Annotated in this window: 24 protein-coding genes; 9 read left to right on the forward strand and 15 right to left on the reverse strand. The window is 66.0% G+C overall.

Annotated features, from left to right (window positions below; all coding sequences use genetic code 11):
• The first annotated feature begins 169 nt into the window (after positions 1-169).
• On the forward strand, positions 170-1405 hold the full coding sequence (locus AC07ZH_RS18020) for a BaiN/RdsA family NAD(P)/FAD-dependent oxidoreductase (RefSeq protein WP_495200782.1): 1236 nt from the start codon (positions 170-172) through the stop codon (positions 1403-1405).
• 7 nt (positions 1406-1412) lie between these two features.
• Here AC07ZH_RS18020 and AC07ZH_RS18025 read toward each other — a convergent pair whose 3' ends face one another.
• Positions 1413-2129: an ArsR/SmtB family transcription factor gene (locus AC07ZH_RS18025; RefSeq protein WP_495200783.1), complete on the reverse strand. Its 717-nt coding sequence runs from the start codon at positions 2127-2129 to the stop codon at positions 1413-1415.
• A 116-nt stretch (positions 2130-2245) separates the two neighbouring features.
• Here AC07ZH_RS18025 and AC07ZH_RS18030 point away from each other — a divergent pair, with 116 nt between their 5' ends.
• The 4 genes from AC07ZH_RS18030 to AC07ZH_RS18045 all read left to right on the forward strand — a co-directional run bounded on the left by AC07ZH_RS18030 (position 2246) and on the right by AC07ZH_RS18045 (position 3994).
• Positions 2246-2593, forward strand: coding sequence for an NIPSNAP family protein (locus tag AC07ZH_RS18030; protein WP_495200784.1), 348 nt, complete (start codon positions 2246-2248; stop codon positions 2591-2593).
• Positions 2590-2943, forward strand: coding sequence for an antibiotic biosynthesis monooxygenase family protein (locus AC07ZH_RS18035; protein ID WP_495200785.1), 354 nt, complete (start codon positions 2590-2592; stop codon positions 2941-2943). Before AC07ZH_RS18030 ends, AC07ZH_RS18035 begins: the two co-directional genes overlap by 4 nt.
• Before the next feature lie 128 nt (positions 2944-3071).
• The gene (rpsU, locus tag AC07ZH_RS18040; protein ID WP_106447058.1) at positions 3072-3284 is read left to right on the forward strand and encodes a 30S ribosomal protein S21; all 213 of its coding nucleotides are present in this window, start codon (positions 3072-3074) and stop codon (positions 3282-3284) included.
• Positions 3285-3547: 263 nt separating this feature from the next.
• A complete protein-coding gene (locus AC07ZH_RS18045; protein ID WP_119108124.1) occupies positions 3548-3994 on the forward strand; it encodes a GatB/YqeY domain-containing protein in 447 nt (148 codons plus the stop codon).
• Between the two features lie 36 nt (positions 3995-4030).
• On the opposite strand, the gene AC07ZH_RS18050 is transcribed toward AC07ZH_RS18045, so the two are convergent.
• The 9 genes from AC07ZH_RS18050 to AC07ZH_RS18090 all read right to left on the reverse strand — a co-directional run bounded on the left by AC07ZH_RS18050 (position 4031) and on the right by AC07ZH_RS18090 (position 14977).
• Complete coding sequence (locus tag AC07ZH_RS18050) at positions 4031-4900, reverse strand: alpha/beta fold hydrolase (RefSeq protein WP_495200786.1); 870 nt, start codon at positions 4898-4900, stop codon at positions 4031-4033.
• A gap of 20 nt (positions 4901-4920) precedes the next feature.
• A complete protein-coding gene (locus AC07ZH_RS18055) occupies positions 4921-6084 on the reverse strand; it encodes an ABC transporter substrate-binding protein (protein WP_495200787.1) in 1164 nt (387 codons plus the stop codon).
• Positions 6085-6144: 60 nt separating this feature from the next.
• Positions 6145-8265, reverse strand: coding sequence for a 3-hydroxybutyrate oligomer hydrolase family protein (locus AC07ZH_RS18060; protein ID WP_495200788.1), 2121 nt, complete (start codon positions 8263-8265; stop codon positions 6145-6147).
• A gap of 46 nt (positions 8266-8311) precedes the next feature.
• A complete protein-coding gene (locus tag AC07ZH_RS18065; protein WP_495200789.1) occupies positions 8312-9388 on the reverse strand; it encodes a branched-chain amino acid ABC transporter permease in 1077 nt (358 codons plus the stop codon).
• A gap of 14 nt (positions 9389-9402) precedes the next feature.
• Positions 9403-10386, reverse strand: coding sequence for a branched-chain amino acid ABC transporter permease (locus AC07ZH_RS18070; protein WP_495200790.1), 984 nt, complete (start codon positions 10384-10386; stop codon positions 9403-9405).
• Positions 10387-10495: 109 nt separating this feature from the next.
• Complete coding sequence (locus AC07ZH_RS18075) at positions 10496-11242, reverse strand: ABC transporter ATP-binding protein (protein WP_495200791.1); 747 nt, start codon at positions 11240-11242, stop codon at positions 10496-10498.
• Positions 11239-12018 carry an ABC transporter ATP-binding protein gene (locus AC07ZH_RS18080; RefSeq protein ID WP_495200792.1) on the reverse strand — a complete coding sequence of 260 codons (780 nt, stop codon included), beginning with the start codon at positions 12016-12018 and terminating at the stop codon, positions 11239-11241. The genes AC07ZH_RS18075 and AC07ZH_RS18080 overlap by 4 nt, the downstream gene beginning before the upstream one ends.
• Positions 12019-12137: 119 nt before the next feature.
• Positions 12138-13325: a substrate-binding domain-containing protein gene (locus AC07ZH_RS18085; RefSeq protein WP_495200793.1), complete on the reverse strand. Its 1188-nt coding sequence runs from the start codon at positions 13323-13325 to the stop codon at positions 12138-12140.
• Positions 13326-13462: 137 nt separating this feature from the next.
• Complete coding sequence (locus AC07ZH_RS18090) at positions 13463-14977, reverse strand: sigma-54 interaction domain-containing protein (RefSeq protein ID WP_495200794.1); 1515 nt, start codon at positions 14975-14977, stop codon at positions 13463-13465.
• A gap of 159 nt (positions 14978-15136) precedes the next feature.
• On the opposite strand from AC07ZH_RS18090, the gene AC07ZH_RS18095 reads away from it, so the two are divergent.
• On the forward strand, positions 15137-15556 hold the full coding sequence (locus AC07ZH_RS18095) for an RNA-binding S4 domain-containing protein (RefSeq protein WP_495200795.1): 420 nt from the start codon (positions 15137-15139) through the stop codon (positions 15554-15556).
• 96 nt (positions 15557-15652) lie between these two features.
• Positions 15653-15874, forward strand: a complete 222-nt coding sequence (locus tag AC07ZH_RS18100; protein WP_119108133.1) for an HP1242/YdcH family protein — start codon at positions 15653-15655, stop codon at positions 15872-15874.
• Between the two features lie 42 nt (positions 15875-15916).
• Here AC07ZH_RS18100 and AC07ZH_RS18105 read toward each other — a convergent pair whose 3' ends face one another.
• From AC07ZH_RS18105 to AC07ZH_RS18115, 3 genes are all read right to left on the reverse strand, one after another.
• Entirely contained in the window at positions 15917-16381 is a 465-nt protein-coding gene (locus AC07ZH_RS18105; protein ID WP_119108134.1) for a DUF411 domain-containing protein, read from the reverse strand.
• A gap of 222 nt (positions 16382-16603) precedes the next feature.
• Positions 16604-16933 carry a hypothetical protein gene (locus tag AC07ZH_RS18110; RefSeq protein WP_495200796.1) on the reverse strand — a complete coding sequence of 110 codons (330 nt, stop codon included), beginning with the start codon at positions 16931-16933 and terminating at the stop codon, positions 16604-16606.
• Between the two features lie 118 nt (positions 16934-17051).
• The gene (locus tag AC07ZH_RS18115) at positions 17052-19205 is read right to left on the reverse strand and encodes a heavy metal translocating P-type ATPase (protein ID WP_495200797.1); all 2154 of its coding nucleotides are present in this window, start codon (positions 19203-19205) and stop codon (positions 17052-17054) included.
• 22 nt (positions 19206-19227) lie between these two features.
• On the opposite strand from AC07ZH_RS18115, the gene AC07ZH_RS18120 reads away from it, so the two are divergent.
• Both AC07ZH_RS18120 and AC07ZH_RS18125 read left to right on the forward strand, forming a co-directional pair.
• Positions 19228-19695, forward strand: a complete 468-nt coding sequence (locus AC07ZH_RS18120) for a Cd(II)/Pb(II)-responsive transcriptional regulator (RefSeq protein ID WP_495200806.1) — start codon at positions 19228-19230, stop codon at positions 19693-19695.
• Positions 19696-19813: 118 nt separating this feature from the next.
• Complete coding sequence (locus tag AC07ZH_RS18125; RefSeq protein ID WP_495200798.1) at positions 19814-20728, forward strand: DMT family transporter; 915 nt, start codon at positions 19814-19816, stop codon at positions 20726-20728.
• A 35-nt stretch (positions 20729-20763) separates the two neighbouring features.
• On the opposite strand, the gene AC07ZH_RS18130 is transcribed toward AC07ZH_RS18125, so the two are convergent.
• Positions 20764-21606, reverse strand: a complete 843-nt coding sequence (locus tag AC07ZH_RS18130; RefSeq protein ID WP_495200799.1) for an IclR family transcriptional regulator — start codon at positions 21604-21606, stop codon at positions 20764-20766.
• A 61-nt stretch (positions 21607-21667) separates the two neighbouring features.
• On the reverse strand, positions 21668-22498 hold the full coding sequence (locus AC07ZH_RS18135; RefSeq protein ID WP_495200807.1) for an SDR family NAD(P)-dependent oxidoreductase: 831 nt from the start codon (positions 22496-22498) through the stop codon (positions 21668-21670).
• Positions 22499-22541 lie beyond the last annotated feature (43 nt).

A 22541-nucleotide genomic window follows, 5' to 3' on the forward strand; every position in this document is an offset into this window, starting at 1 on the left:
TAAATCAAACGATTACTTTGTCGGCTTCGCTTGCCGTACGCCTGTACTGTCTGCGCTTCACCTTCGCGTACTCGATTGATTCAAAAATGGAAGGGACCTGCGCCAGCTTTTAAGCTTTCTTTTTCGTAGCATCTAGCGCTTACAGAACAAGCGCTGGCGCCCTCTTTTCATGGAAATATTTGACGCCGTCGTGATCGGCGCTGGCGCCGCCGGCCTGTTCTGCGCCGGCCAGGCCGGCCAGCGCGGGCTGCGCGTGCTGCTCATCGACCACGCCGACAAGGTGGCCGAAAAAATCCGCATCTCGGGCGGCGGGCGCTGCAACTTCACGAATCGCGATCTCAACCCGCGCGCGCCGCACAAGCACTTCGTCGGCCAGAACCCGCAGTTCTGCCGCTCGGCGCTGTCACGCTACACGCCGCAGGACTTCGTTGCGCTGCTGGAGCGCCACGGCATTGCCTGGCACGAGAAACACAAGGGCCAGCTCTTTGCCGACCACTCGGCCGAAGACATCATCGCCATGCTGCTGGCCGAATGTGCTGCGGGCAGCGTGACGCACTGGCAGCCCTGCAGCGTTAAAAATATAGTCTTTTCGGCCTCTAGCGCAGATGGGACTAGCGCTGGCAGCTATCAAATAGATACCGATCGCGGCCCCGTGAGTGCGCGCAGTCTGGTGGTGGCTACGGGCGGTCTGTCCATCCCCAAGATCGGCGCCACCGATTTCGGCTACCGCCTGGCGCAGCAGTTCGGCCTGCCGCTCATCGAGCGCCGGCCGGGCCTGGTGCCACTGACTTTCGATGGCGCTGCCTGGGCGCCGTATGCGCAGCTCTCTGGCCTGGCTTTGCCCGTAGAGATCAGCACGGGGGCCAAGAAAGATCGCATGACTTTCCAGGAAGACCTGCTGTTCACCCACCGCGGCCTCTCGGGCCCGGCGGTGTTGCAGATCTCCAGCTACTGGAACCCTGGTACACCGCTGTCCATCAATCTGGCGCCGGGCATCGACCTGCCTGCAGCCCTCGCCGATGCCAAGCTGCGCTCACGCAAATTGCTGGCCAACGAACTGGCCCAATGGGTGCCCAGCCGGCTTGCCGACGCCTGGGTGGCACAAAGCAGCGATTGGCAGCGCCCCATGGCCGAGGTGCCCGACAAGGCCCTGGCGCGCCTGGCACAGCAGCTCGCACGGTGGGAATTGGTTCCCACAGGCAGCGAGGGCTACAAAAAAGCCGAGGTCACGCTGGGCGGCGTCGACACCAGTGCGCTGTCGCAGCAAACCATGGAGTGCAAGGCGCAGCCGGGGCTGTACTTCATTGGCGAAGTGGTGGACGTCACCGGTTGGCTGGGCGGCTACAACTTTCAGTGGGCCTGGGCCAGCGCGGCGGCCTGCGCGCAGGCGCTGCCCGGGCGCTGAACAGGCGTCAATCGCCCGCCACCTCACGCCAGCGCGCCAGGCCCAGCCAGTCGCGCAGGGCGACGGCACCGGCGGGGGTGATGGCCAGTGCGCGCGTACCAGCGCCGCGCAGCAACCAGCCACTGTCCAGGGCGTGGCGGCAGATCAGCGAGCCCATACGGCCCGCCAGGTGCATGCGCCGCTCGCTCCAATCGAGGCAGGGGCGGCACGCGGGCCGGTGACCGCCCTGCCCTGTCAGCGCATCGGCAGCAATGCCGAGGGGGCGCAGCGCCGCTTCCACACGGGGCGTCACCTGCGCCGACGCGGCCTCGGCATCGAACTGCACCGCCCCCAGCTCCTGCAAATGGCTGGCGATGGCGACACCCAGGCGCCCGGCCAGGTGGTCGTAGCAACTGCGCGCGGTGCGCAGCGCAGCGTCCGCCGGGCCTGTGGCCACGCGGCGCGTTGCCTGCGGGGCGGCCAGTTGCATGAGGCCTTCCAGCATCTGCGCCACTTCGGCAGAGGCCAGGCGGTGGTAGCGGTGCCGACCCTGCTGCTGCACCTGCAGCAAGGCCGCCTCGACGAGCAAGCCCAGGTGGCGGCTGGCGGTGGCCGGGGTGATGTGCGCGGCATCCGCCAACTCCCTGGCGGTGAGCGCACGCCCATCCATCAGCGCCATCAGCATGGCGGTGCGCGCCGGCTCGCCGACCAGTGCGGCGACATGGGCGATGCGGTTGGTGTTCATGGTGGCAGTGTGCGGCAAGCGGCGGCGGCACGCTTCGCTCTGCAGCGAAGCGTGGCGCCAATCCGGCCCCGCAACATCGAGGCTTGTTTCCCACGCCGCCCCCCGGAGCACACCCCATGACCATCACCTGTTTCATTCGCTACGAGCTCGACCCGTTCCAGATCGGCGCCTTCCGCGAGTACGCCGAGCACTGGGGCCGCATCATTCCGCGCTGCGGCGGGCATTTGCTGGGCTATTTTCTGCCCTGCGAAGGCAGCAACTACGAAGCCTGGGGGCTGATCGCCTTTGACAGCCTGGCGGCGTACGAAGCCTACCGCGCGCGTTTGCGCGCCGACCCCGAAGGCCGCGCCAACTTCGAGCGCGCGCAGCGCCAGCGCTTCATCCTGCGCGAGGAGCGCCGCTTCACCGAGGTGGTCGACGGCACCCTGGGCCGCGCCGCACTGGCCGAGGGCGCCACGCCATGATTGCCGTGATCTTCGAAGTCCTGCCCAGCGCTGCGGGGCGCCAGGCCTATCTGGACACTGCCGCCGCGCTTCGCGCCACGCTCGAATCCATGGACGGCTTCATTTCGGTGGAGCGCTTTGAGAGCCTGAGCCAGCCCGGCAAAATGCTTTCGCTTTCGTTCTGGCGCGACGAAGCGGCGGTGAGCGGCTGGCGTGCCCTGCCCGCACATCGCAAGGCGCAGGCAGCGGGCCGCTCGGGGGTGTTTGCCGACTACCGCCTGCGCGTGGCGCAGGTGCTGCGCGATTACGGACTGAACGAGCGCGCCGAGGCACCGGAAGATTCGCGCATGCACCACTGCGACTCGCTATAATGCTTGGCTTTGCTGGCAATACCCCGTCGGCCAATACTAGTTACAGACGGGGAAACCGCTTCACATGGCGCCCGGGCCCGATCTCCCGCGCACCCTCTGGGAGCACCAAAAATTGGAAACATTAGCTGATGACAACCGTCCGTGTAAAAGAGAACGAACCCTTTGACGTAGCGCTGCGCCGCTTCAAGCGCACCATCGAAAAGCTCGGCCTGCTGACCGACCTGCGCGCCCGCGAGTTCTACGAAAAACCCACCGCCGAGCGCAAGCGCAAGAAGGCGGCCGCCGTCAAGCGCCACTACAAGCGCGTGCGCAGCATGCAGCTGCCCAAGAAGATGTACTGATCTGCCGATCGGAAGCTTCTTCCAGATTGCAAGAACCCGCGCCAGGGACGCCCAGCGCGGGTTTTTCCGTTTCAGGGTTTGCCAAAAGGCGCTCGGGGTTGGTCCATCAACCACACCAGATCGAGTTTTCCCCGTTCCAGGGTCTGCCAAAAGGCGTTCTGGCTAGGCGCAGCGCCGCAGGCAGTAGCATCGCTACGACAAGGTGCGGCAACGACGCCAGAGCGTCTTTTGGCAGACCCCACCCCCATAAGAAAGTAATCGCCATGAGCCTTAAGGACCAGATCACCGAAGACATGAAGACCGCCATGCGCGCCAAGGACAGCGAGCGCCTGGGCACCATCCGCCTGCTGCTGGCCGCGTGCAAGCAGAAGGAAGTCGATGAGCGCGTGGTGCTGGACGACGCCGCGGTGGTGGCCATCGTCGACAAGCTCGTCAAGCAGCGCAAGGACAGCATCACCGCCTTCGAGGGTGCGAACCGGCAGGACCTGGCCGACAAGGAAAAAGCCGAGATGGCCGTGCTGCAGGGCTACCTTCCCCAGCGCATGTCGGCCGAAGAGACCGCCGTGGCCGTGCAGGCCATCGTCATCGAGCTGGGCGCCAAGGGCCAGGGCGATATGGGCAAGGTCATGGGCGTGGTCAAGACCCGCCTGGCCGGCAAAGCCGACATGGGCCAGGTATCGGCCGCCGTGAAGGCCGCGCTGGCGGGCTGAAGCCGCGCTGCCCGCGGCGCGGGCCAAGGCCGGGCGCTATCCCTGCGCCCGCGCCAGAAACGCATCCACCAAGGCCCACTGGTCGGCCACATTGAGCGCCGGGGCGTGCCCGCACCCAGGCACCTCGACCACCTCCAACTGGCCGCGCACGCCGGGGCCGCGCGAGCGCATCGCGGCCGTGGTGGCGGGCAGCACCAAATCCGAGTCGGCTCCGCGCAGGCACAGCACCGGGAGATCGAGCGCGTCGTAGTGCTTCCAGATCAGGTAGTCGTTTGCGTGCTGCGTGAATTGCCGCACCATCGCCGGATCGTAGTGCGGCGTGACGCGGCCGTCCGGAAGGCGGCGCACCGAGCTCTCGGTCAGCAAGCGCCACTGGGCATCGGGCAACCAGCCGTAGGGTGCATACACTTGGCGAAAAAAGGCCTCCAGCTCCGCCACAGTGGCAAAGGCCGGAGGGCTGCCCGCATAGGCCTTGATGCGCTCCAGCGCCGGGGCGGCAAGCTCCGGGGCGTTGTCGTTGAGCAGCAGGCTGCGAATCGCGCCCTTGAGGGCCGGCTCGAACAGACCGCTGGCGCACACGGTGCCGATGGCCCCCCCCATGGAGGTGCCTATCCAATGCGCCTGCTCGATGCCCAACTGTGCAAACAGGTCCGCCGCCAGGCGCGCGTAGAAGCGCAGCGTGTAGTCCACATCGGGCTGGCGGCTCCACTGGCTCAGGCCCCGCCCGAGGGTGTCGGGGCAGATCACGCGGTAGCGGCTCGCCAGGTGCGCGGCGAGCGGGTCCATGTCGCGCCCGGTACGCGCCAGGCCGTGCCAGGCCACGACCACAGGCGCGTCGCGCTCGCCCCATTCCATGTAGTGAATTTCATAGCCAGCACAGGTGGCGTAGCGTGAGCGCGGTTGCATGTTGAATCCTTGAAGATGGCCTATTTCATGAGCCGGCCGGTGCTGCCGATCACCGTCACCTCGACACTGCGCGAGCCGATCCGGTTGGTGGGCGAGTAGCTGATCACCAGGCCGCCCAAGTCGAATTTCTCCAGGGATTCGAGCGCCTTGATCACGCCCGCGCGCGTGGGCGCGGGCCCGGCGCGGCGCAGCGCTTCCACCAGCACCTTGGCCCCCAGGAATTCCTCGAAACTGGTGTAGTTCACTTCGGCGCCGGGGGCGTACTTCGCCAGCAGTTGCTGGTATTCGCGCACGACCGGGAGCCTGGGCTGGTAGGGGAAAGGTACGACCTGGCTGATACCCAGCCCGTGGGCATTGGCAAGGCCCGCCAGGCGCACGATTTCGGCCGGATTGACCACCGAGATGTTGTAGAGCTGCGCCCCGCCGCCCACCTCCCGGTACTGCTTGATGAATGCCGCGGCAGGCTTGTTGACGGCAACCATGATCACTGCGTGCGGGTTGGCGGCAGTGATGGTCTTGACGGCGGCGGCCACATCGTCGGTATTGCGCGGGTAGCTCGCCGCTGCCACCAGCTTGAGCTTGCGCCGCGCCAGTGCGGCCTCCACGCCCTCCAGGCCCGATTGGCCAAAGCCGTCGTCCTGGTACATCACGGCAATGCGGTTCATCCCCAGCGTGGTGAGCTGCTGCACCATGTGCTCGGCCTCATCCACATACCCGGCGCGCACGTGGAAGATCCAGGGGTTGAACGGCGTGCGCAGCGATTCACCGCCGGTGTAGGGTGCCACCAAGGCCGCGCCGCCTTCGGCCAGCACGCCGTCCTTGAGCAGTTGCGTGATATTGGCCGTGCCGGCAAAGCCAAACAGCGCGACCACATCGGGCCGCGCCAGCAACTCACGCGTGCGCGCCACCGTCTTGTCCACCTCGTAGCCGTCGTCCACCACCAGTTGGTGCAGGGTGGCGCCGTGCACGCCGCCCTGGGCATTGACGGCATCGAAATAAATCTTGCCACCCAGCTCCATTTGCTCGCCACTGCTGGCCAGCACGCCGGTCAGCGGGGCGACCTGGCCAATGACGATTTCCGCCGCCGCCACAGCGCCAGACCCAAGCAGCGCCAGAGCGGTGAGCCCGGCGCCCAGTACGGTGCGCAGCGCTGTGCGGCCATGTTTCGGCAGCGTGTGTGCCATGACGATCTCCTTCAAAGTGGGGGCCTGCACAACCGGCGGTGCACCGCGCAGCAAGGGCATTTACTCGGGTACCGAGATCACACCAGGGGTCAGTACGATGGCATCGGCGGCCACCGGCACGCTGGCGATCGGCGGCAGGTTGGCATCGGTGAGTGCCGGCGCGCTGCCCGGTGCACCACCACGCGGCACGGTGCGTACCACCTGGCTGGCTGGCAACGCCGCGCCCGTGCTCAGGTGCGCGTACATCGCGTCGAGCGCGCGGTTGAGATAGATGTGCAGCGGGATGTAGCGGCTGTCGTACCCTGGCAGCACCGCCGGCAGGCCGATGAAGCTGTCAAAGTGCTGGGCGTTGGCCACCTCGATGTAGGCGAGCTGGCTGGCCGCGCCTTCGACCTTGCGGTTGAGCGCAGCGTACGGGCGCGAGGTGTGGTTCACCGGCAGCAATGCATCGGAGCGGCCATGGACGATGAGGGTCGGTTTGCCATGCAGGTTGCCGTTGCGCCGGGTTTCGTCCAGGCCGGCCTGCAGCTTCCTGGCAGCGGCGTCAGAGCCTATGACCAGGTTGCGCAGGCACAGAGCGCCATTGGTGTTCCAGTCGGGCACACCGGCAGCCGAGAACGAGAGGAAATCGCGCGCCGGCCCGAACTTGCCCAGGTTGTTAACAAGCTGCACACCGCTGGTCGGCGGCACGCCGTTGCCGGTGGCGAACATGCCCGCGAGCGCAGCAGGGGCCAGCGGTGTCACGCCGCCAGCGGCCGTGGTGGCGGCAAAGCTGAAGCCACACAGGTTGTCCTGCACACTGGCGCGCGAGAGGCTGTTGGCAAAGGTGACGGCCACTGCCGGTGCCACCTCAAACGCGGCGAGCGAGGCGTGCAAGGCGTCCGATTCGCCTTCCCAGCCGTAGTCGCGCAGCTTCTGCAACGCCTCTTCGGCCTGGGCTGCGGTGGTAGTCGCAGTGAGCAAGCCATGGGCGGCCAGCGCACTGCAGCGATTGGGGGCAATGGGCAGCGCCGGATTGGCAAAGCCTGCGGCAAAGCCCGCCGCGTAAGGGGTGGAGGCAATCGACGGCGCGAGCGCCGCGCAGGACTGGTACAGGTTGGCCACGGTGGTGAAGTCGATCAGCGGCTTGCCGCTGGTCGTGACCACCACCCCCCCGCGCTCGACGCGCACACCGGAGTTGGCGGGCATTTCCACTGCGGGCTCGGACACGGCGACGCCACTGATCAGGCCTTCGCTGTCCTGCTCAGCGGCAGCAATGGCCGCGCCGCCGCCGTTGGAGATGCTCGATGCAATCGAGATCGTGTTCTTGGGTGTAAAGGTTTTGACGTGCTCACCGCCCTGCACCTCACCATAGCGCTCATTGATCACCCAGAAGGCAAACTCCACGGCCTGCAGCGTGCTGCGGCCCCAGTCGCGCTCGGCGTTCTGGCCCGAGTGCGCGTGTTTGAAGGCAAAGCGGTTTGGCGTGGCGGCATTGAACGCGGCAAGCTCGCTCGCCGTGAGGCCAGCGTTGAAAGCCGCATCCTTGCCGGCAGCGGCAGCCGAAGTGCGCGTGCCGTCGATCAGCGGCACCGTATCGTTTTGCAGATCGTGCGGCGCACCGCCCGTGCCTTTGTCGGAATAGGCCACCGCGCAGCCGTGCTTGAGGCCCCACTCGCCGGTGGAAATCGCGCCGTACACCCCGCGCGAGCCCGACGCCGTGGCGGTGATGATGCAAGGCTTCTTCGTATCGAAGCTGGCGGGCAATTGCACCATCAGCGTGACGTTCTTGCGGCCACTTCCGTCATCGGAAAACGCCAGGTATTCAGTGCCTGCAATCTTGCCCTCACTTGCCGTGACATTGCCCTGAGCATCCACGTTCGGGCCGTAGAAACGGCCATAACCACCGCTGGCCGTCATGTCGAGCATGGCGCGGTAGTTGGTGTAGATGGCCGCACGGCGCAGCTCGGCGGCAGTGGGTGCCAGCGGGTTGGCGTAGGCGGGCGGCGCGGCAGCAGCCAGGCCAGTGGCGCCCAGGCCCGCGGTGAGCAGGTCGTCCGCCGTACCGTCGTACGCCGTGGCGCGCACGGCACCGAGGAAATCCGGCTTGGTGTTGGTGGCGACCGTGCTGCCACCGCCACAGGCAGCCAGTGCGGCCGCTGCGAGCAAGGTGGGGACCAAAGGGTGGGTCAATATCTTCATGCGCTTGTCTCCTGGTGGTTTTTTGGTGGAACGCGAAGAACAGAAATCAGGCACCGCTGCGCCCTGCCGCGCTGGCGCGCAGGCGGCCGACGACACCGGTGGGAAAGTAATAAACCGAGAGCACGAACAGCACGCCCAGCCAAAGCAGCCAGCGGTCAGGCGAGAGCAAGACAGCCAGCCAGGGCAGGCCGCTCGCGGCCTCGTGGCCCAGGCGCAGCAAGTCCTGCAGGTAGCTCTGGGCGACGAGGAACAGCACGGCACCGATGGCGGCGCCGTAAATGGTGCCCATGCCGCCGATGACGACGATCAGCAGCACATCGATCATGATTTCAAACGACAGCGAGGTGTCCGGCCCGTTGTAGCGCAGCCAGATCGCCAGCATGGCGCCGGCCAGGCAGGCAAACAACGCAGACAGCACGGACGAGAGCGTGCGGTACACCACCACGCGGTAACCAATGGCTTCGGCGCGGAACTCGTTTTCGCGAATGGCTTGGAGCACGCGGCCAAAGGGCGAGTTGACGATGCGCAGCAGCGCCAGCACCAGGACCACTGCCGTGACGAACAGCAGGTAATACGTCAGCAGCCGCCCGTCAAGCGACACGCCCAGGAACGGGTCTTCGGCAAACTCGTGGCTGGGCGAGAGCAGCTCTGGCAGGCGGAAGGTCAGGCCATCCTCGCCGCCGGTAATCTCGAAAAGCTGCGACGCCAGCGTCTGGAACGCTGCCGCCACGGCCAGCGTGATCATGGCAAAGAAGATGGCGCGCACCCGCAGCGAGAACAAGCCAACGGCGAGCGCCAGCACGAAGGACAGCACCAACGCCCCCAGGATGCCCACCGCCAGTGCCGCCCAGCCGGCGCCCATGCGCGTGCTGGCCACCGCCACGCCGTAGGCACCGATACCAAAGAACATGGTGTGCGCAAAGCTCACGATGCCGGTGTAGCCCAGCAGCAAATCGAAGCTGGCCACCAGCACGACAAAGACCAGCACCTTGGCCGCGACCGACAGCGCTTTGACGCCGGGGAACAGGAAGGGCGCAAACGCCAAGCCCATAAAGATCGCGACCAGCACCACGGTCAGCACGCGGCTGCGCGGGTAGTCGCCGGAGAGGATTCGGTTCAACATGGCTGGGCTCCGGTTCAACGGTTCGTCACCGGATACACGCCCTGGGGCCGCCAGAGCAGGATGGCCACCATCAGCGCAATGTTCGAAAACAGCGCCACCTTCGGCACAAGGAAGCCGGTGTAATTCGCCATCAGCCCGACCAGCAGCGCACCAATCAGCGCACCGCCCGTGCTGCCCAGCCCGCCGATGATGATGACGATGAAAATCAGCACGTTGACCTGCGCGCCCATCTGCGGAATCACGCTCTGCTGGTACAGGCCCCACATCACGCCGCCCAGGCCCGCAAGCGCGCTGCCGGCGACAAACACACCAATAAACAGGCGCCGGATGCGGTAGCCGAGCGACTCGACCATCTCGCGGTCTTGCACGCCCGCGCGGATCAAGAGGCCCACCTTGGTACGCGCCAAAGTCCAGGCCAGGGCGCCGAAGACCAGCAGACCGACGACCACGGCAATCAGCCGGTATTTCTCGATGGCAGCGTCGCCGATGAAAAGCGAGCCTTGCATGCCTGCCGGCAGTGGCAGCGGAATCTGCGCCGGGCCCCAGACCATCTTGATGATTTCTTCACCGATGATCATCCCGCCCATGGTGATGAGGATCTGCTTCAAGTGCTGGCCGTACACCGGCCGCACGATGAAGCGCTCGAACGCCAGGCCGACAGCGCCCGCCACCAGCATGGCGATCAGCATGGCGGGAATCACGGCCACCAGGTTGCGCCACAGGTCCTGCGAGCCGTTCCAGTCGCCCATGCTGCCCAGCACGCTGACGGCGACGAAGGCGCCCAGCGCAATGAACACGCCATGGCCGAAGTTGAGCACATCCATCAGGCCGAAGACCAGCGTCAGGCCCGACGCGATGATGAAGATGATCATGCCCATCGCCAGGCCTGCCACGGTGAGCGTGAGCCAGGTGGAGGGCGAGCCGATAAACGGCAGCACCGCCAGCGCCAGCACGGGCACCAGGGCGAGCGGCTTCCAGTCGAGTTCACGCCAGTTCATGCTGCACCTCCGGCGAATGAACGCTTTACTATTGATTTCATAGCTGGTTGCGCAGGTGCAATAAGCGCTAGAGGCGTGGGCTTGGGGTTTTGCCAAAAATACTTCAAATTCATAGCGCCAACCCCAGCAGCGAGCGCTGCAGCGCCTCGTCCTGCGCCAGCGCCGCCATGCGGCCAGCGTGCACGACGACGCCGTTGTCCATGACCGCCACGCTGTCGCCCAGGCGTTTGGCGAAGTTGATGTTCTGCTCGACCAGCAGGATGGTCACACCGCGGCGCTTGAGCTGGTCGAACGCGTCGATCATGTTGTTGATGATGGCCGGCGCCAGACCTTTGCTGGGCTCGTCCACGATGAGCAGCTCGCGCGGCTCGACGATGGCGCGCGCCACCGCCAGCATCTGTTTCTGCCCACCCGAGAGCTTGCCGGCCGGGTGGTTCCAGAACTTCTCCACCGCGGGAAACAGCTGGAAAATCCAGGCCAGGCGCTCGGCGTCGATCTGCGCAGCGGTGCGTGCGCCGCGTGCCGCGAGCACCATGTTGTCCTTCACCGTCAGGTCGGCAAAGATGCCCATGTTTTCGGGCACGTAGGCGATGCCCAGGCCAGCAATCTGCGGTGTGGCCAGGCGCGTGATGTCTTGGCCGGCGAACTTCACCGTGCCCTGCGAGGCGCGCCACAGGCCCATGATGGTGCGCAGCGTCGTCGTCTTGCCGGCGCCATTGCGCCCGAGCAGCATGGTGACCTCGCCGCGCGGCACCACGAGATGGACGCCATGCAGGATGTGGTACGCCGCAATGTGCGTGTGCACGCCTGAGAGTTCGAGCAGCGGCGCGGCGCTGGGGGTCGTTGCAGCGCTCATGCGGCCACCTCTTGCCCATCGGTCTGCACCACACCCAGATAGGCCTCTTGCACCACAGGCGAGGCAATCACCTCGGCGGGGGCGCCATCTGCCACCAGCGTGCCGTTGGTGAGCACGATGATGCGGTCGGCCAGCTCGCGCACGACGTCCATCTTGTGCTCCACCAGCAGGATGATCTTGGTCGGGTCCTTCTTCAGTTCGCGAATCAGGTTCAGGATCACCGGCGCCTCGTCGTGGCTCATGCCGGCGGTGGGTTCGTCAAACATGTAGACCTGCGGGTCCAGCGCCATCAACAGCGCCACTTCGAGCTTGCGCTGGTCGCCATGCGGCAGGCTGGCCACGGGGGTGTCGGCGCGCTCCTGCAGCGCCACGCTGGCAAGGATGGCGTCGGCTTGCGCAATCAAGCCGGCATGGTCGCTCCAGATGCTCCAGAGGTTCAGTCCGCGCCGGTGCTTGCCCTGGTGGGTCGCCTGTACCGCCAGGCGCACGTTTTCCTGCACCGTCAGTTGCGGGAACAGGTTGGTCAGCTGGAATGCCCGGCCCAGGCCGGCCCGCGCGCGCTCGGGCACCGACAAACCCGAGAGTTCGCGCCCGCCCAGCAACACCTGCCCCTTGGACGCCTTGAGCTGGCCCGAGATCAGGTTGAAATAGGTCGTCTTACCGGCGCCGTTCGGGCCGACGATGGCCGTCAGCGTGCCGGGCGCAAAGGCGCAGCTCACCGCATTGACGGCCACGTGGCCGCCGAAGCGGATGGTCAGGTCTCGGGTTTCAAGCATGGCGCTGAAATTTAGGCAAAAAGTGGCTCTATCGCTTACTGAATAAGCGCTTGTTGCTATAGAAATGAAAGCGCTCTAGACGCCCAATACCGCCGCCCTGACAGGCGGCGGCGACCGAATTACCGCTGGTTTCGGATCGGAATATCCATCTCTTCCGGCTTGATCTCGTGCACCAGCTCCGGCACGCCCCAGGCGAAGGCCGGGTCGTTCTTGATCTTGAAGTGGTACATGCTTTGCATCGCCTGGTGGTCTTCCTTGCGGAAGGTCATCTTGCCCTTGGGCGTGTCAAAGCTCATGCCTTCCATGGTCTTGATGAGCTTGGGCGTAGCAGTGTCGCCGTTGGTCTTCCTGAGCGCCGTCACCAGCGCCATGGCGGCCGAGAAACCACCGGCGGTGAAGAAGTCTGGCGGGGTCTTGAATTCCTTGTAGTGCGCAGCCACCAGCGCATCGTTCACGGCGTTCTTGGGAATACCGAAGTAGTAGTAGGTGGCGCCTTCCATGCCGGGGAAGTTCTTGTAGCTCGCCATGGCCGGCAGAATGTTGCCGCCCGTGAACACCTCAATACCGTAGCGCTTCTTCAGGTCTTGCGCGGCCAAGGCGTTGAAGGGCGGCGTACCACCGGCCCAGATCACCTCAATGGCTTTGCGGCCTGGCTTGTCTTTCAGGGCGTCCACAATGCGCTGAATACCGGCCGTGAAGTCGGTGGTGGTCTGCGGCAGGTATTCCTCGTGCCCGATCTTGGCGTGCTTGAGGTTGGCCTTGAAAGCCTTGACACCATCGCGACCAAACGCGTAGTCCTGCGCCAGCGTGGCCACGGTGACGCCGTCCTTGTCCATCGCCACGGCGTTGCTGATGGCATCCTGGCTGGAGTTGCGGCCGGTGCGGAAGATGTATTTGTTCCACTTGTCACCAGTGATCGAATCGGCCACGGCGGGCTCGACCAGCAAAATCTTCCTGTATTCCTCAGCGACGGGCAGCATGGCCAGCGCGACGCCCGACGAGGTGGGCCCTACGGCGATGTCGGCCTTGTCGTCTGCATAGGCGGCGGCCAGCAGGCTCTTGCCCAGGTCTGGCTTGCCCTGGTCGTCGCGCTCCATCAGCACAATTTTCTTGCCTGCCACCATCATGGTGCCGCCCGTGGCGTATTCCAGGCCCATCATCAGGCCCGTCTGGGTCTGCTTGCCGTAGGCTTCGAGCGGGCCCGTCTTGCTGTAAACGTGGGCGATGCGGATTTCATCGGCCGCAAAGGCGGATACGGATACCGTGGCGGCGAGGGCCGCGAGCGCGACGAGAGAGCGACGTTGCATGGAATGCCTCCTGTAATGATGCCTGCATTCTGTGCACATAGCGTGCCAGACTGCAAGGCATTGATTCACAAAGGTTACCTGGCGCCTCACCCTGCGATATGTTCAATATTCAGACAATCGAAATGTCTGTTTTCCAGTCAATTGCCTGAATTTAGCTCAGGGTTTTCCAGGCGCCCGTACAGCGTGGCGCGCGAAATTCCCAGCCGCCGCGCTGCCGCCAGCTTGTTGCCGCCCGATGCCGCAAGCGCAGCCGCAATGGCGCGCCGCTCCACCTCGGCGACCTGCTCGGCCAGGGGGCGCAACCAGGCGCCCTCGCCCTCTTGCGGCGCAGGTTCCGGCACCGGGGCAGCGGGCTCGACGCCGGTCTCGCGCAGGATGCGGGTGAGCTGTTCGGCATCAATGCTGTCCGAATCGCTGCGCATGGCGGCCTGCTCCAGGACATTGCGCAGCTCGCGAATGTTGCCGCGCCAGGGCTGGCCCATGAGCAGCGCCAGCGCGTCGGGGCGCAGCTCCGGCGTGGCGGTGCCGTTCCTCAGCGCCATGTCTTCGCCCAGCACTTCCAGCAGCGCGGGAATGTCGCTGCGCCGCTCGCGCAGCGGCGGCACGCGCAGCGGCAGCACGTGCAGGCGGTAGTACAGGTCTTCGCGGAACTTGCCGTCCCGCACCAGCGCGCCCAGGTCACGCGAAGTGGCGGCCACCACGCGCACGTCAAACGGCACCAGCTGGTTGGAGCCCAGCGGCTCGATCTCGCCCTCCTGCAGCGCACGCAAGAGCTTGGCCTGCAGGTTTTGCGGCATGTCGCCGATCTCGTCGAGAAACAGCGTGCCGCCATCGGCCAGCTTGAACTTGCCGTCGCGTGCCTTGCGGTCCGCGCCGGTGTAGGCGCCGGGCGCCACGCCGAAGAATTCGGCCTCCAGCAGCGTGTCGGGCACGGCGGCAATGTTCACGCTGACAAACGGCCCGGTCGCACGGCTGGATGCGGCGTGTATGGCGTGCGCCAGCAGCTCCTTGCCGGTACCGGTCTCGCCCAGCAGCAGCACCGGGCTGGTGGACTGGGCCGCGCGCCGTGCCTGGCGCTTGACTTCTGCCGCAGCCGGGCTGGAGCCGACAAAGCTGGCAAAGGTATGGCGGGCGCGGCGCGTGCCATCGCCGCTGCCGGCGCGCAACTGGCGCCCGCGCTGCTCGGCCAGCTCGCGCCGTGCGTCGTCCAGGTCGCGCTGCAGCAAAGCAAACTTGCTGATCAGCGGCTGGAGCGTGGTCTCGGGGTGGTCGAACAGCACGATGCCAATGGCGCCAATCACACGGTCGTCGTCGCCGCGCAGCGGAATGCGGCTGACCACAAAGGTGCCGGCGCGGTTGGTGAGCAGGTCGATCAACACCGCCTCGCCCGTCTCCAGCACGCGGCGCATCTGGGTGTTGGGGATGACGTCTTCGACCATGCGCCCCAGGAACTGGTCCACATGGGTCAGCCCGAGCTCTGGCAAAAACCGCTGGTAGCCCTCGTTCACCCAGACGATGCGCCCGCGCAAATCCACCAGGAACATGCCCTGGCTGACGCTGGAGAACAAATGGAACATCGAGCGCGCCGCCAGTTCGAGAATGCCTTGGGCATCGAGCGGCAGCGCGGGGGTGTCGGGGGCAAGCGCATCCATGGGCGGATGGTAACGCCCGGTAGCAAGGGCCCGGAAAAACTATTGTTTTGATAGCCATTAACGCTTATTGATTAAGCGCTAGAGGCCATTTTTATTATTTTTCCGTCTAAGGCATCACTTGCCGGGCACCACCGCGCTCAACAAAGCAAAATGCGCGCTATGGACAACGCCCAGACCGTGCGCATCGACAAATGGCTGTGGTGCGCGCGCTTTTTCAAGACGCGCAGCCTCGCCGCCGAGGAAATTGCCAAAGGGCGCGTGCGCGTCAATGGCGCCGTGACCAAGGCTTCGCGCGAGCTGCGGCCCGGTGACACGGTGGACTTGCGCCAGGGCCAGATGCCGCGCACCGTCGTGGTCCGCGGCGTAAGCCACGTGCGCGGGCCAGCGCCCGTGGCGCAGTTGCTGTACGAAGAAACCCCCGAGAGCCTGGCGGCGCGCGCAGCGGCAGCCGAGCGCCAGCGCCTGGCACCGGAGCCCGCTGCGGCGCTGCACGAAGGCCGCCCGACCAAACGCGACCGCCGGGACATCGACAAGGCGCGCGACTGGGGCAGCCGCTGGAGCGCGTCACTCGACGAATGAGCCGCCGCCCCGGAAAAAGCACGCAGCGGTTTATAGTGGGCTTGGGCAAGGCACTTCCCGAACTCCCCGGGCAACCCGTCGAAGGAAAGAGCAACGATGTTCCCTGAATACCGCGACCTGATCACCCGACTCAAAAACACCGACCACCACTTCACCCGCCTGTTCGACAAGCACAACCATCTGGACGAGAAAATTGCGCAGTTGGTGGCCGAAACCGGCCCTTCGGCCGATCTGGAGATTGAAGTGCTCAAGAAGCAGAAGCTGCAACTCAAAGATGAGCTGTACGCCTTGCTCAAATCCAGGGCCGAGGCAAGCTGACAAGCCCGGGGCCGACTTTGCGGCCGCCGGGCTCTTTTTCTCTCAGCGGTAGCTGCTGAACACGCGGGTACCGCCATCGCGGGCCACCAGCAGCACGTCGTACGGGTCGCGCCGGCCGCCGTAGACCGCGCCATCCATGCCGGGCGATCCCACCGGCATCCCCGGCACGGCCAGCCCCAAGGCCTTGGGTTTTTGCGCCAGCAGCTTGCGCACATCGCCCGCAGGCACATGGCCTTCCAGAAGGTAGCCGCCGACCAGTGCCGTGTGGCACGAGCCGAGCTTTTGCGGCAGGCCCAGCCGGGTGCGCACGGCGTTGTTGCCGCTCTCGTGCACGGTGACGGAAAAGCCGTTGTCCTGCATGTGGGCGACCCAATCCTTGCAGCAGCCGCAACTGGGGTCTTTCCAGACCTCGACGGCCAAGGGGTCGGTGGCGGCGCGTGCCAATCGCGGGGCCACGATGGCCGCGCCGAGAAGGCCACATGCAGCCAACAGGTGCCGGCGTGGCATTGGGGGTGCCTTGGTAGGAAGGGTGCCGGTCGCCGAAGGCAGAAACGCGGATACGGTTGAAAAGATCTGGGACATGAAAATTCCTTGCATGCTGAAGTTTGGGCGAGACGCCGCGCTGCTGCCCATGGGCAGCCACGGGCACGGCTGAAATCGAGGGAAACCGGTGAATCGCCGAAACATCCGACCACAGCCGGTGCGACCACCGGAATGCGAAGTTTCGGCTCAGCCGATGCGGTGCGCAATGGGCGGTTTGAGGGCCATCGCCACGGGCGCACTGGCAAAAGCCCCATCGGCCTGCACAGCCGGCAATCGAGCGCCCGAACGCGCGGGCACTTTCTCGACGGACAAAGGCAGCGCTACCGCGTGGCAGACCGCGCAGTCCGTGCAGGCATTGCTCAGAACGGATACCGCTCCACCATGGGCGCAGTGCGGGGACACGGCGGCGACTGCCGCTTGGTCGCAACGCTCACCGGCCGCCATTGCCACATCGGCGCCCAGGAGCATGCGCAGCACCAGCAGAGAGACGGCAAGACAGGCAAACAAACGGCGCATGGCTGCATGGAGCACGCCAGGCGCCAAGTGGTTCCGCATCGCACAGGTTTTTGCAATGATTTTTATAGCTGCTTGCGCAATCTGCATAAGCGCTAGAGGCATATTTTACCTATATTTCTCAGTGTGCACCCTGGCCCTGCGCGGGTTCCGCGCGCAGCATGCGCAGGCCATTGGCCACCACCAGCAGGCTGGCGCCCATGTCGGCGAACACCGCCATCCACATCGTGGCCTGCCCGGCCAGTGCCAGCGCCAGAAACAGCAGCTTGATGCCCAGCGCCAGCGCGATGTTCTGCACCAGCACCTGGTGTGTGCGGCGCGAGAGGCGCACCGTCTCGGCCACACGGCGCAGGTCGTCGTTCATGATCACCACGTCGGCGGTTTCCATGGCCACGTCGGTGCCGGCGGCGCCCATGGCAAAACCGATGTCGGCCTGCGCCAGAGCGGGCGCGTCGTTGATGCCATCGCCCGCCATGGCCGTCATGCCGTGCAGTTTTTGCAAGGCGGCGATGGCGCCCTGCTTGTGCTCGGGCAGCAGGTCGGCCTGCACCTCATCGATGCCGGCAGCGCGGGCAGCGGTTTGCGCCGCAGCGCCATGGTCGCCAGTGAGCATGATGGGCGTGATGCCCAGGGCGCGCAGCTCGGCCACCGCTTCGATGGCCTGCGGGCGCAGGGTGTCGGCCACGGCAAACAGCGCGCGCACCGCGCCGCGCTCGGCCAGGAAGGTGACGCTGCGGCCCTGCGCCTCGTGCTCGGCGGCAGCGGCCTCCACCGTCTCGGTCCACAGGCCCAGCTCACGCATCCAGCGCCGGTTGCCCAGGGTCCAGCGCTCGCCGCCCACCCGGCCCTCCACGCCGCGCCCAGCGTGGGCGGTGAAATCGCTCACCTCCGGCAAGGCGCCTTGTTGCGGGCCCAGTCCGAGCGCAATCGCCTGCGATACCGGGTGGTCCGAGCGGCGGGCCAGCGCCAGCGCCACGTCGTGCGCCGCGTCGCTGCCAAAAGCGCTCTGCCCCACCAGCACCGGTCGGCCGGTGGTGATGGTGCCGGTCTTGTCAAAGGCCACGGCGCGAATGCCGCGCGCCTGCTCCAGCCAGGCCCCGCCCTTGATCAAAATGCCGCGCCGCGCCGCGGCGGCCAGGCCACTGACCACGGTGACGGGGGTCGAGAGCACCAGCGCGCACGGGCAGGCGATCACCAGCAAGACCAGCGCGCGGTAGATGGCGTCCAGCCAGGCCCAGCCGAGCAGCAGCGGCGCGCCGACGGCCACCAGCACGGCGATGGCAAACACTGCCGGCGTATACACCGCAGCAAAGCGGTCCACCAGGCGCTGCGTGGGCGCGCGCGTGGCCTGTGCATCCTCCACCGCGCGGATGATGCGGTCGAGCGTGGTGTGGCCCGATGCCGCCGTCACGCGCATCTCCAGCTCGGCGTGGGCGTTGAGGGTGCCGGCAAACAGCGCGTCGCCCAAAGCTTTGTCCACGGCCAGGCTCTCGCCCGTGACGCTCGATTCGTCCACCGCGCTGGCGCCGCGCGTCACGCTGCCGTCCAGCGGCACCCGGCCCCCAGGACGAATGCGCACCGTGTCGCCCAGCGCCACGTCGGTGGCGGGCACGCTGCGCCACTGGCCGTCTGCGCTTTGGACTTCGGCCTGGTCCGGGCTGAGCGCCAGCAAGGCGCCAATGGCATGGCGTGCCCGCCCCACCGCGCCCTCTTCGATGCGCTCGGCCAGTGCGTACAGCGCCATCACCATGGCCGCCTCAGGCCACTGGCCGATGGCGAAGGCGCCGGTCACCGCCACCGCCATGAGCGCGCTGATGCCCAACCGCCCCCGCACCAACGAGCGGACGCCGCTTTGGTAGACGCCCAGGCCCGCCAGCAGGATGGCTACCGCGGCCAACAACATGCCACCGGTATGCCAAGGCCAGGTATCCGGCCCCAGCAAGTGCAGCAGCTCTGCCCCGGTCGCCGCAAGCAGCCCGGCGCCAATGCGCGCCCAGCCCGGCAGCGCACTGTGGTCATGGCCGTCGCCATCCCCGTGGCTGTGATCGTGCACGTGCTCGTGGCCTGCGTGCGCACCAACGGAGGCGTCGCCCTCGCCTGAACACTTGGCGCTGCGGCGCGCCGGGTTCGCGGTCGATGCGCATCCACCATCCTCCGTGGAGCAGCAGGAAAGCGAAATGCGCGGGCCGGCGGGGCGTGCGGTGGTGGGCTCGACTGGCATGAAATCCTTGCAATCAACGCGGTTGAAGGCCGCAATGGCACCATTGGAATCCATGAAGCCACTTGAAGGTCAAGCCATGCCCTTGCAGGACACCGCCGCGTGGCGCATTGGCGAGGCCGCGCGCCGCTCGGGCGTGTCGGCCGCCAACATCCGCTTTTACGAGAAAGAGCAGTTGCTGCCGCCCGGCGCACGCGCGGACAACCGCTACCGCCTCTACAGTGCCGCCGACGTGCACCGCCTGCGCTTCATTCGCCTGTGCCGCGCCATGGACATGTCGCTGGGCGAAGTGCGCACGCTGGTGGCGCTCAACGCCCAGCCGCCCACCGACACGCATGCGGCCTGCCACACGCTGGACGAGCACCTGGCCCACGTGCGCGCCCGCCGCAAGGAACTGCAGGCGCTGGAGCAAGACCTGCGCGCCCTGCGCAGCCGCTGCGACGGCACCGACGACGCACACTGCCATGTGCTCGACGCACTGCACGCCCAAGCCGATGCACAAGCCGATACAGGGCTGGCAGCGGCGCTGCCGAAGCGGCATGTGTAAGACCTGTTCAGGCTCTAGGCATTTGGCTACCCGCGCTGTCACCCCCGAAACTTCCTGCAAGGTCACACCCGCCGAAAATCAAGGACACTCGTGCGTTAGTGCACGCAGCGCCTCCTCCATGACACCCCTCTCCCGCCGCCAGCTCATTGGCCTCGTTCTGCTCACCCTGATGTGGGGGTTGAACTGGCCAGTGATGAAGCTCGCGCTGCGCGAGATCAGTCCGCTCTATTTTCGGGGGCTGACCATGGGAGTCGGCGCGCTGGTGCTGGCAGGATATTTCGGGAGGCAAGGCATTCGCCTGCTCCCCAGGGGGCGTTCGGAATGGCGAACCGTAGTGGTGCTGGGGCTGCCCAACATCCTGGGCTGGCACGCGTTGTCCATCATCGGCGTCGCGCACCTGCCGGCCGGGCGCGCCGCCATCCTCGGTTTCACCATGCCCGTGTGGACGGTGCTGCTGGGCGTGCTGCTGTACCGCGACAAGCTGACCCCGCGCCTGGTGCTCGCCGTGGTGGCGGTGCTCACGGGCATTGCGCTTTTGCTCTGGAACGAGTGGGCCCACCTGGCGGGCCGACCGGTGGGTATTGCCTGGATGCAGGGGGCGGCGCTCTGCTGGGCGCTGGGCACAATCTGGATGCGCCGCGCGCACCTGACGCTGCCCGCAGAGACGCTGGTGGTGTGGATGATGGCTTTGTCGGCGGTGGTGATCGTGCTGCTCGCGGTGGCGCTGGAGCCGCCCCAGCACTGGCATTTCAGCACGTCGGTGTGGGTGAGTCTGGTATGGAGCGTGCTGATCAACTATGGCGCGGCGCAGGTGATCTGGTTTGCGCTGGCGCGAGAGCTGCCGGCGGCCACCAGCGCCATGAGCGTAATGGCCGTGCCCCTCATCGGCATCTTGAGCGCGCCGCTCATCGTCGGCGAATGGCCCCATTGGCAGGACATGGCGGCCATGGTGTGCGTGGTGGTGGCGATTGGCGCCGTGTTGCTGCGGCCGCTGCAGCCGCTCTCGTCGACTCCTTCGCCTAAGCGGCACTGACAGAGCGCGAACTTGCCTTGCCTTTCGCAAGACAGTCAACGATCCTGCGCGTCCGCCCTTCCCGCCAGCGCCGCAAGCTCCCGGCTTGCAAGCATCAGGCGGTTACCCACCGCCGCGCTCCGGGCCGTTCCCAGCCTCGAGTGGATCGCAGCGACGCTGATGGCGGCAACGGGTCGGTCATTCATGTCGCACACCACAGCCCCAACCGCCCAACTGTCGGCTATCACCAGGCCCGGCTGCACGCAGTACCCACGCCCCCGCGTATCGCGCACCAGCGCGATCAGGGCGTCGTCGGTGCAACGCGGAAACCGTTCGGCCCGAAGCGCAGCATTGCGCGCAAGAACGTCGGCGACCTCGTCGTCTGCCAAAGCTGCCAGCAACGCGCAACTTCCGCCGCCAACGCCCAGGGGGTACCGATCGCCCGGCTTGACGAGTTGATTGCGAATCGGAAAGTCGCCCTCTTCGCGCGAAAGGCAGATGCTCTCGTAGCCGTGCAGAACCGAGAAGAACACCGTATCCCCAGTTTCGGCCGCAAGGGCACGCAGTGCGGGTGCGGCGAGCCGCTGAAGCTCGTAGCTCGGTTCAGCAGCCAGTCCGACGGCGAACGCCTCGGGGCCGAGCCGGTAACGGCCCGATGCGCGGTCGTGCAACACAAAACCCTCATCCACGAGCGTGCGCGTCAGCCGGATCGTGGTTGCCTTGTTCAGGCAAAGCCGCCGCACGATCTCCCCCATGCGCAGACCTCCTGGGCCCACACGTGTCAGCAGGCGCAGCACCGACAAACCTCGGCGCAGGGTCTGCGCACCGGCCACTTCAACCGCAGGCGAAACCGCGAGCGCACCGGGATGTTCCGTCACCTGCACAACCGAATCGTTCATGATTTTTTGGTGAAAGGCAATCTGGCAAGGATGGCCATCTCAGCACGCGACAAGGAAGGCATCAGGAGCCAGCGGCCATGCGGCGCAGCGTGGGAAGACCCACGCCGGCAGCTTCAAATCCGCCATCGACTGCCAGCACCTGCCCGTTCACATAGCTGGCAGTGGGGCTCGACAGAAAGCCAACGGCCTTGGCGATTTCCTCCGTTGTGCCGTAGCGGTTGAGTGGAATGACATCGTGGTAGTCAGAGCGGATCGCCACACTGTGCACCAGCTTGGCCATCTCGGTTTCGACCGGTCCTGGAGCAACCACATTGGCGCGAATACCAACCGTGCCATATTCCACCGCCAGTTGTTTGGTGAGATGAATCAGGGCCGCCTTGCTCGTGCCGTAGGCCACCCGCAAAGTGCTCGCACGCAGCCCGGAAATGGACGCGATATTGACAATGCTGCCGCCACCCGTGCGCCGCATGACCTTGGCGCACGCCTGCGCGCACAGGAAGGCTCCGTCCAGGTTCACACTCAATACCTGACGCCATTCCTCGAAGGAGGTGTCCTCGATACGCTTGAACACAGCCACCCCCGCGTTGTTGACCAGGGCATCAATTCGTCCGAAGCTTGACGCGACCTGATCGACCGCCGCCTGCACCTGCCCGGCATCCGATACATCGGCATTCACACACAGCACGCGCGCCGCGTCAGGCCCTTCGGCAAAGGATTGCTCGGTGCTTTGCAGGGTCTTCGCATCCGAATCCACCAGGGCCACCCTCCATCCGTGCGCCAGAAACCAGCGACCGATCGCCAGCCCGATGCCGCGCGCGCCGCCTGTGACGAATGCAACGCGTTCAATTTCTTCGGATGCCGTGGTGGTGTTGGGGGTTGCAGCTTGAGTCATTGTGTCTCCGGAAAGAGAGTTGAAAAAAATTTTGTGCGCGCCA

The organism is Simplicispira sp. GW247-4R2A (assembly GCF_059424465.1).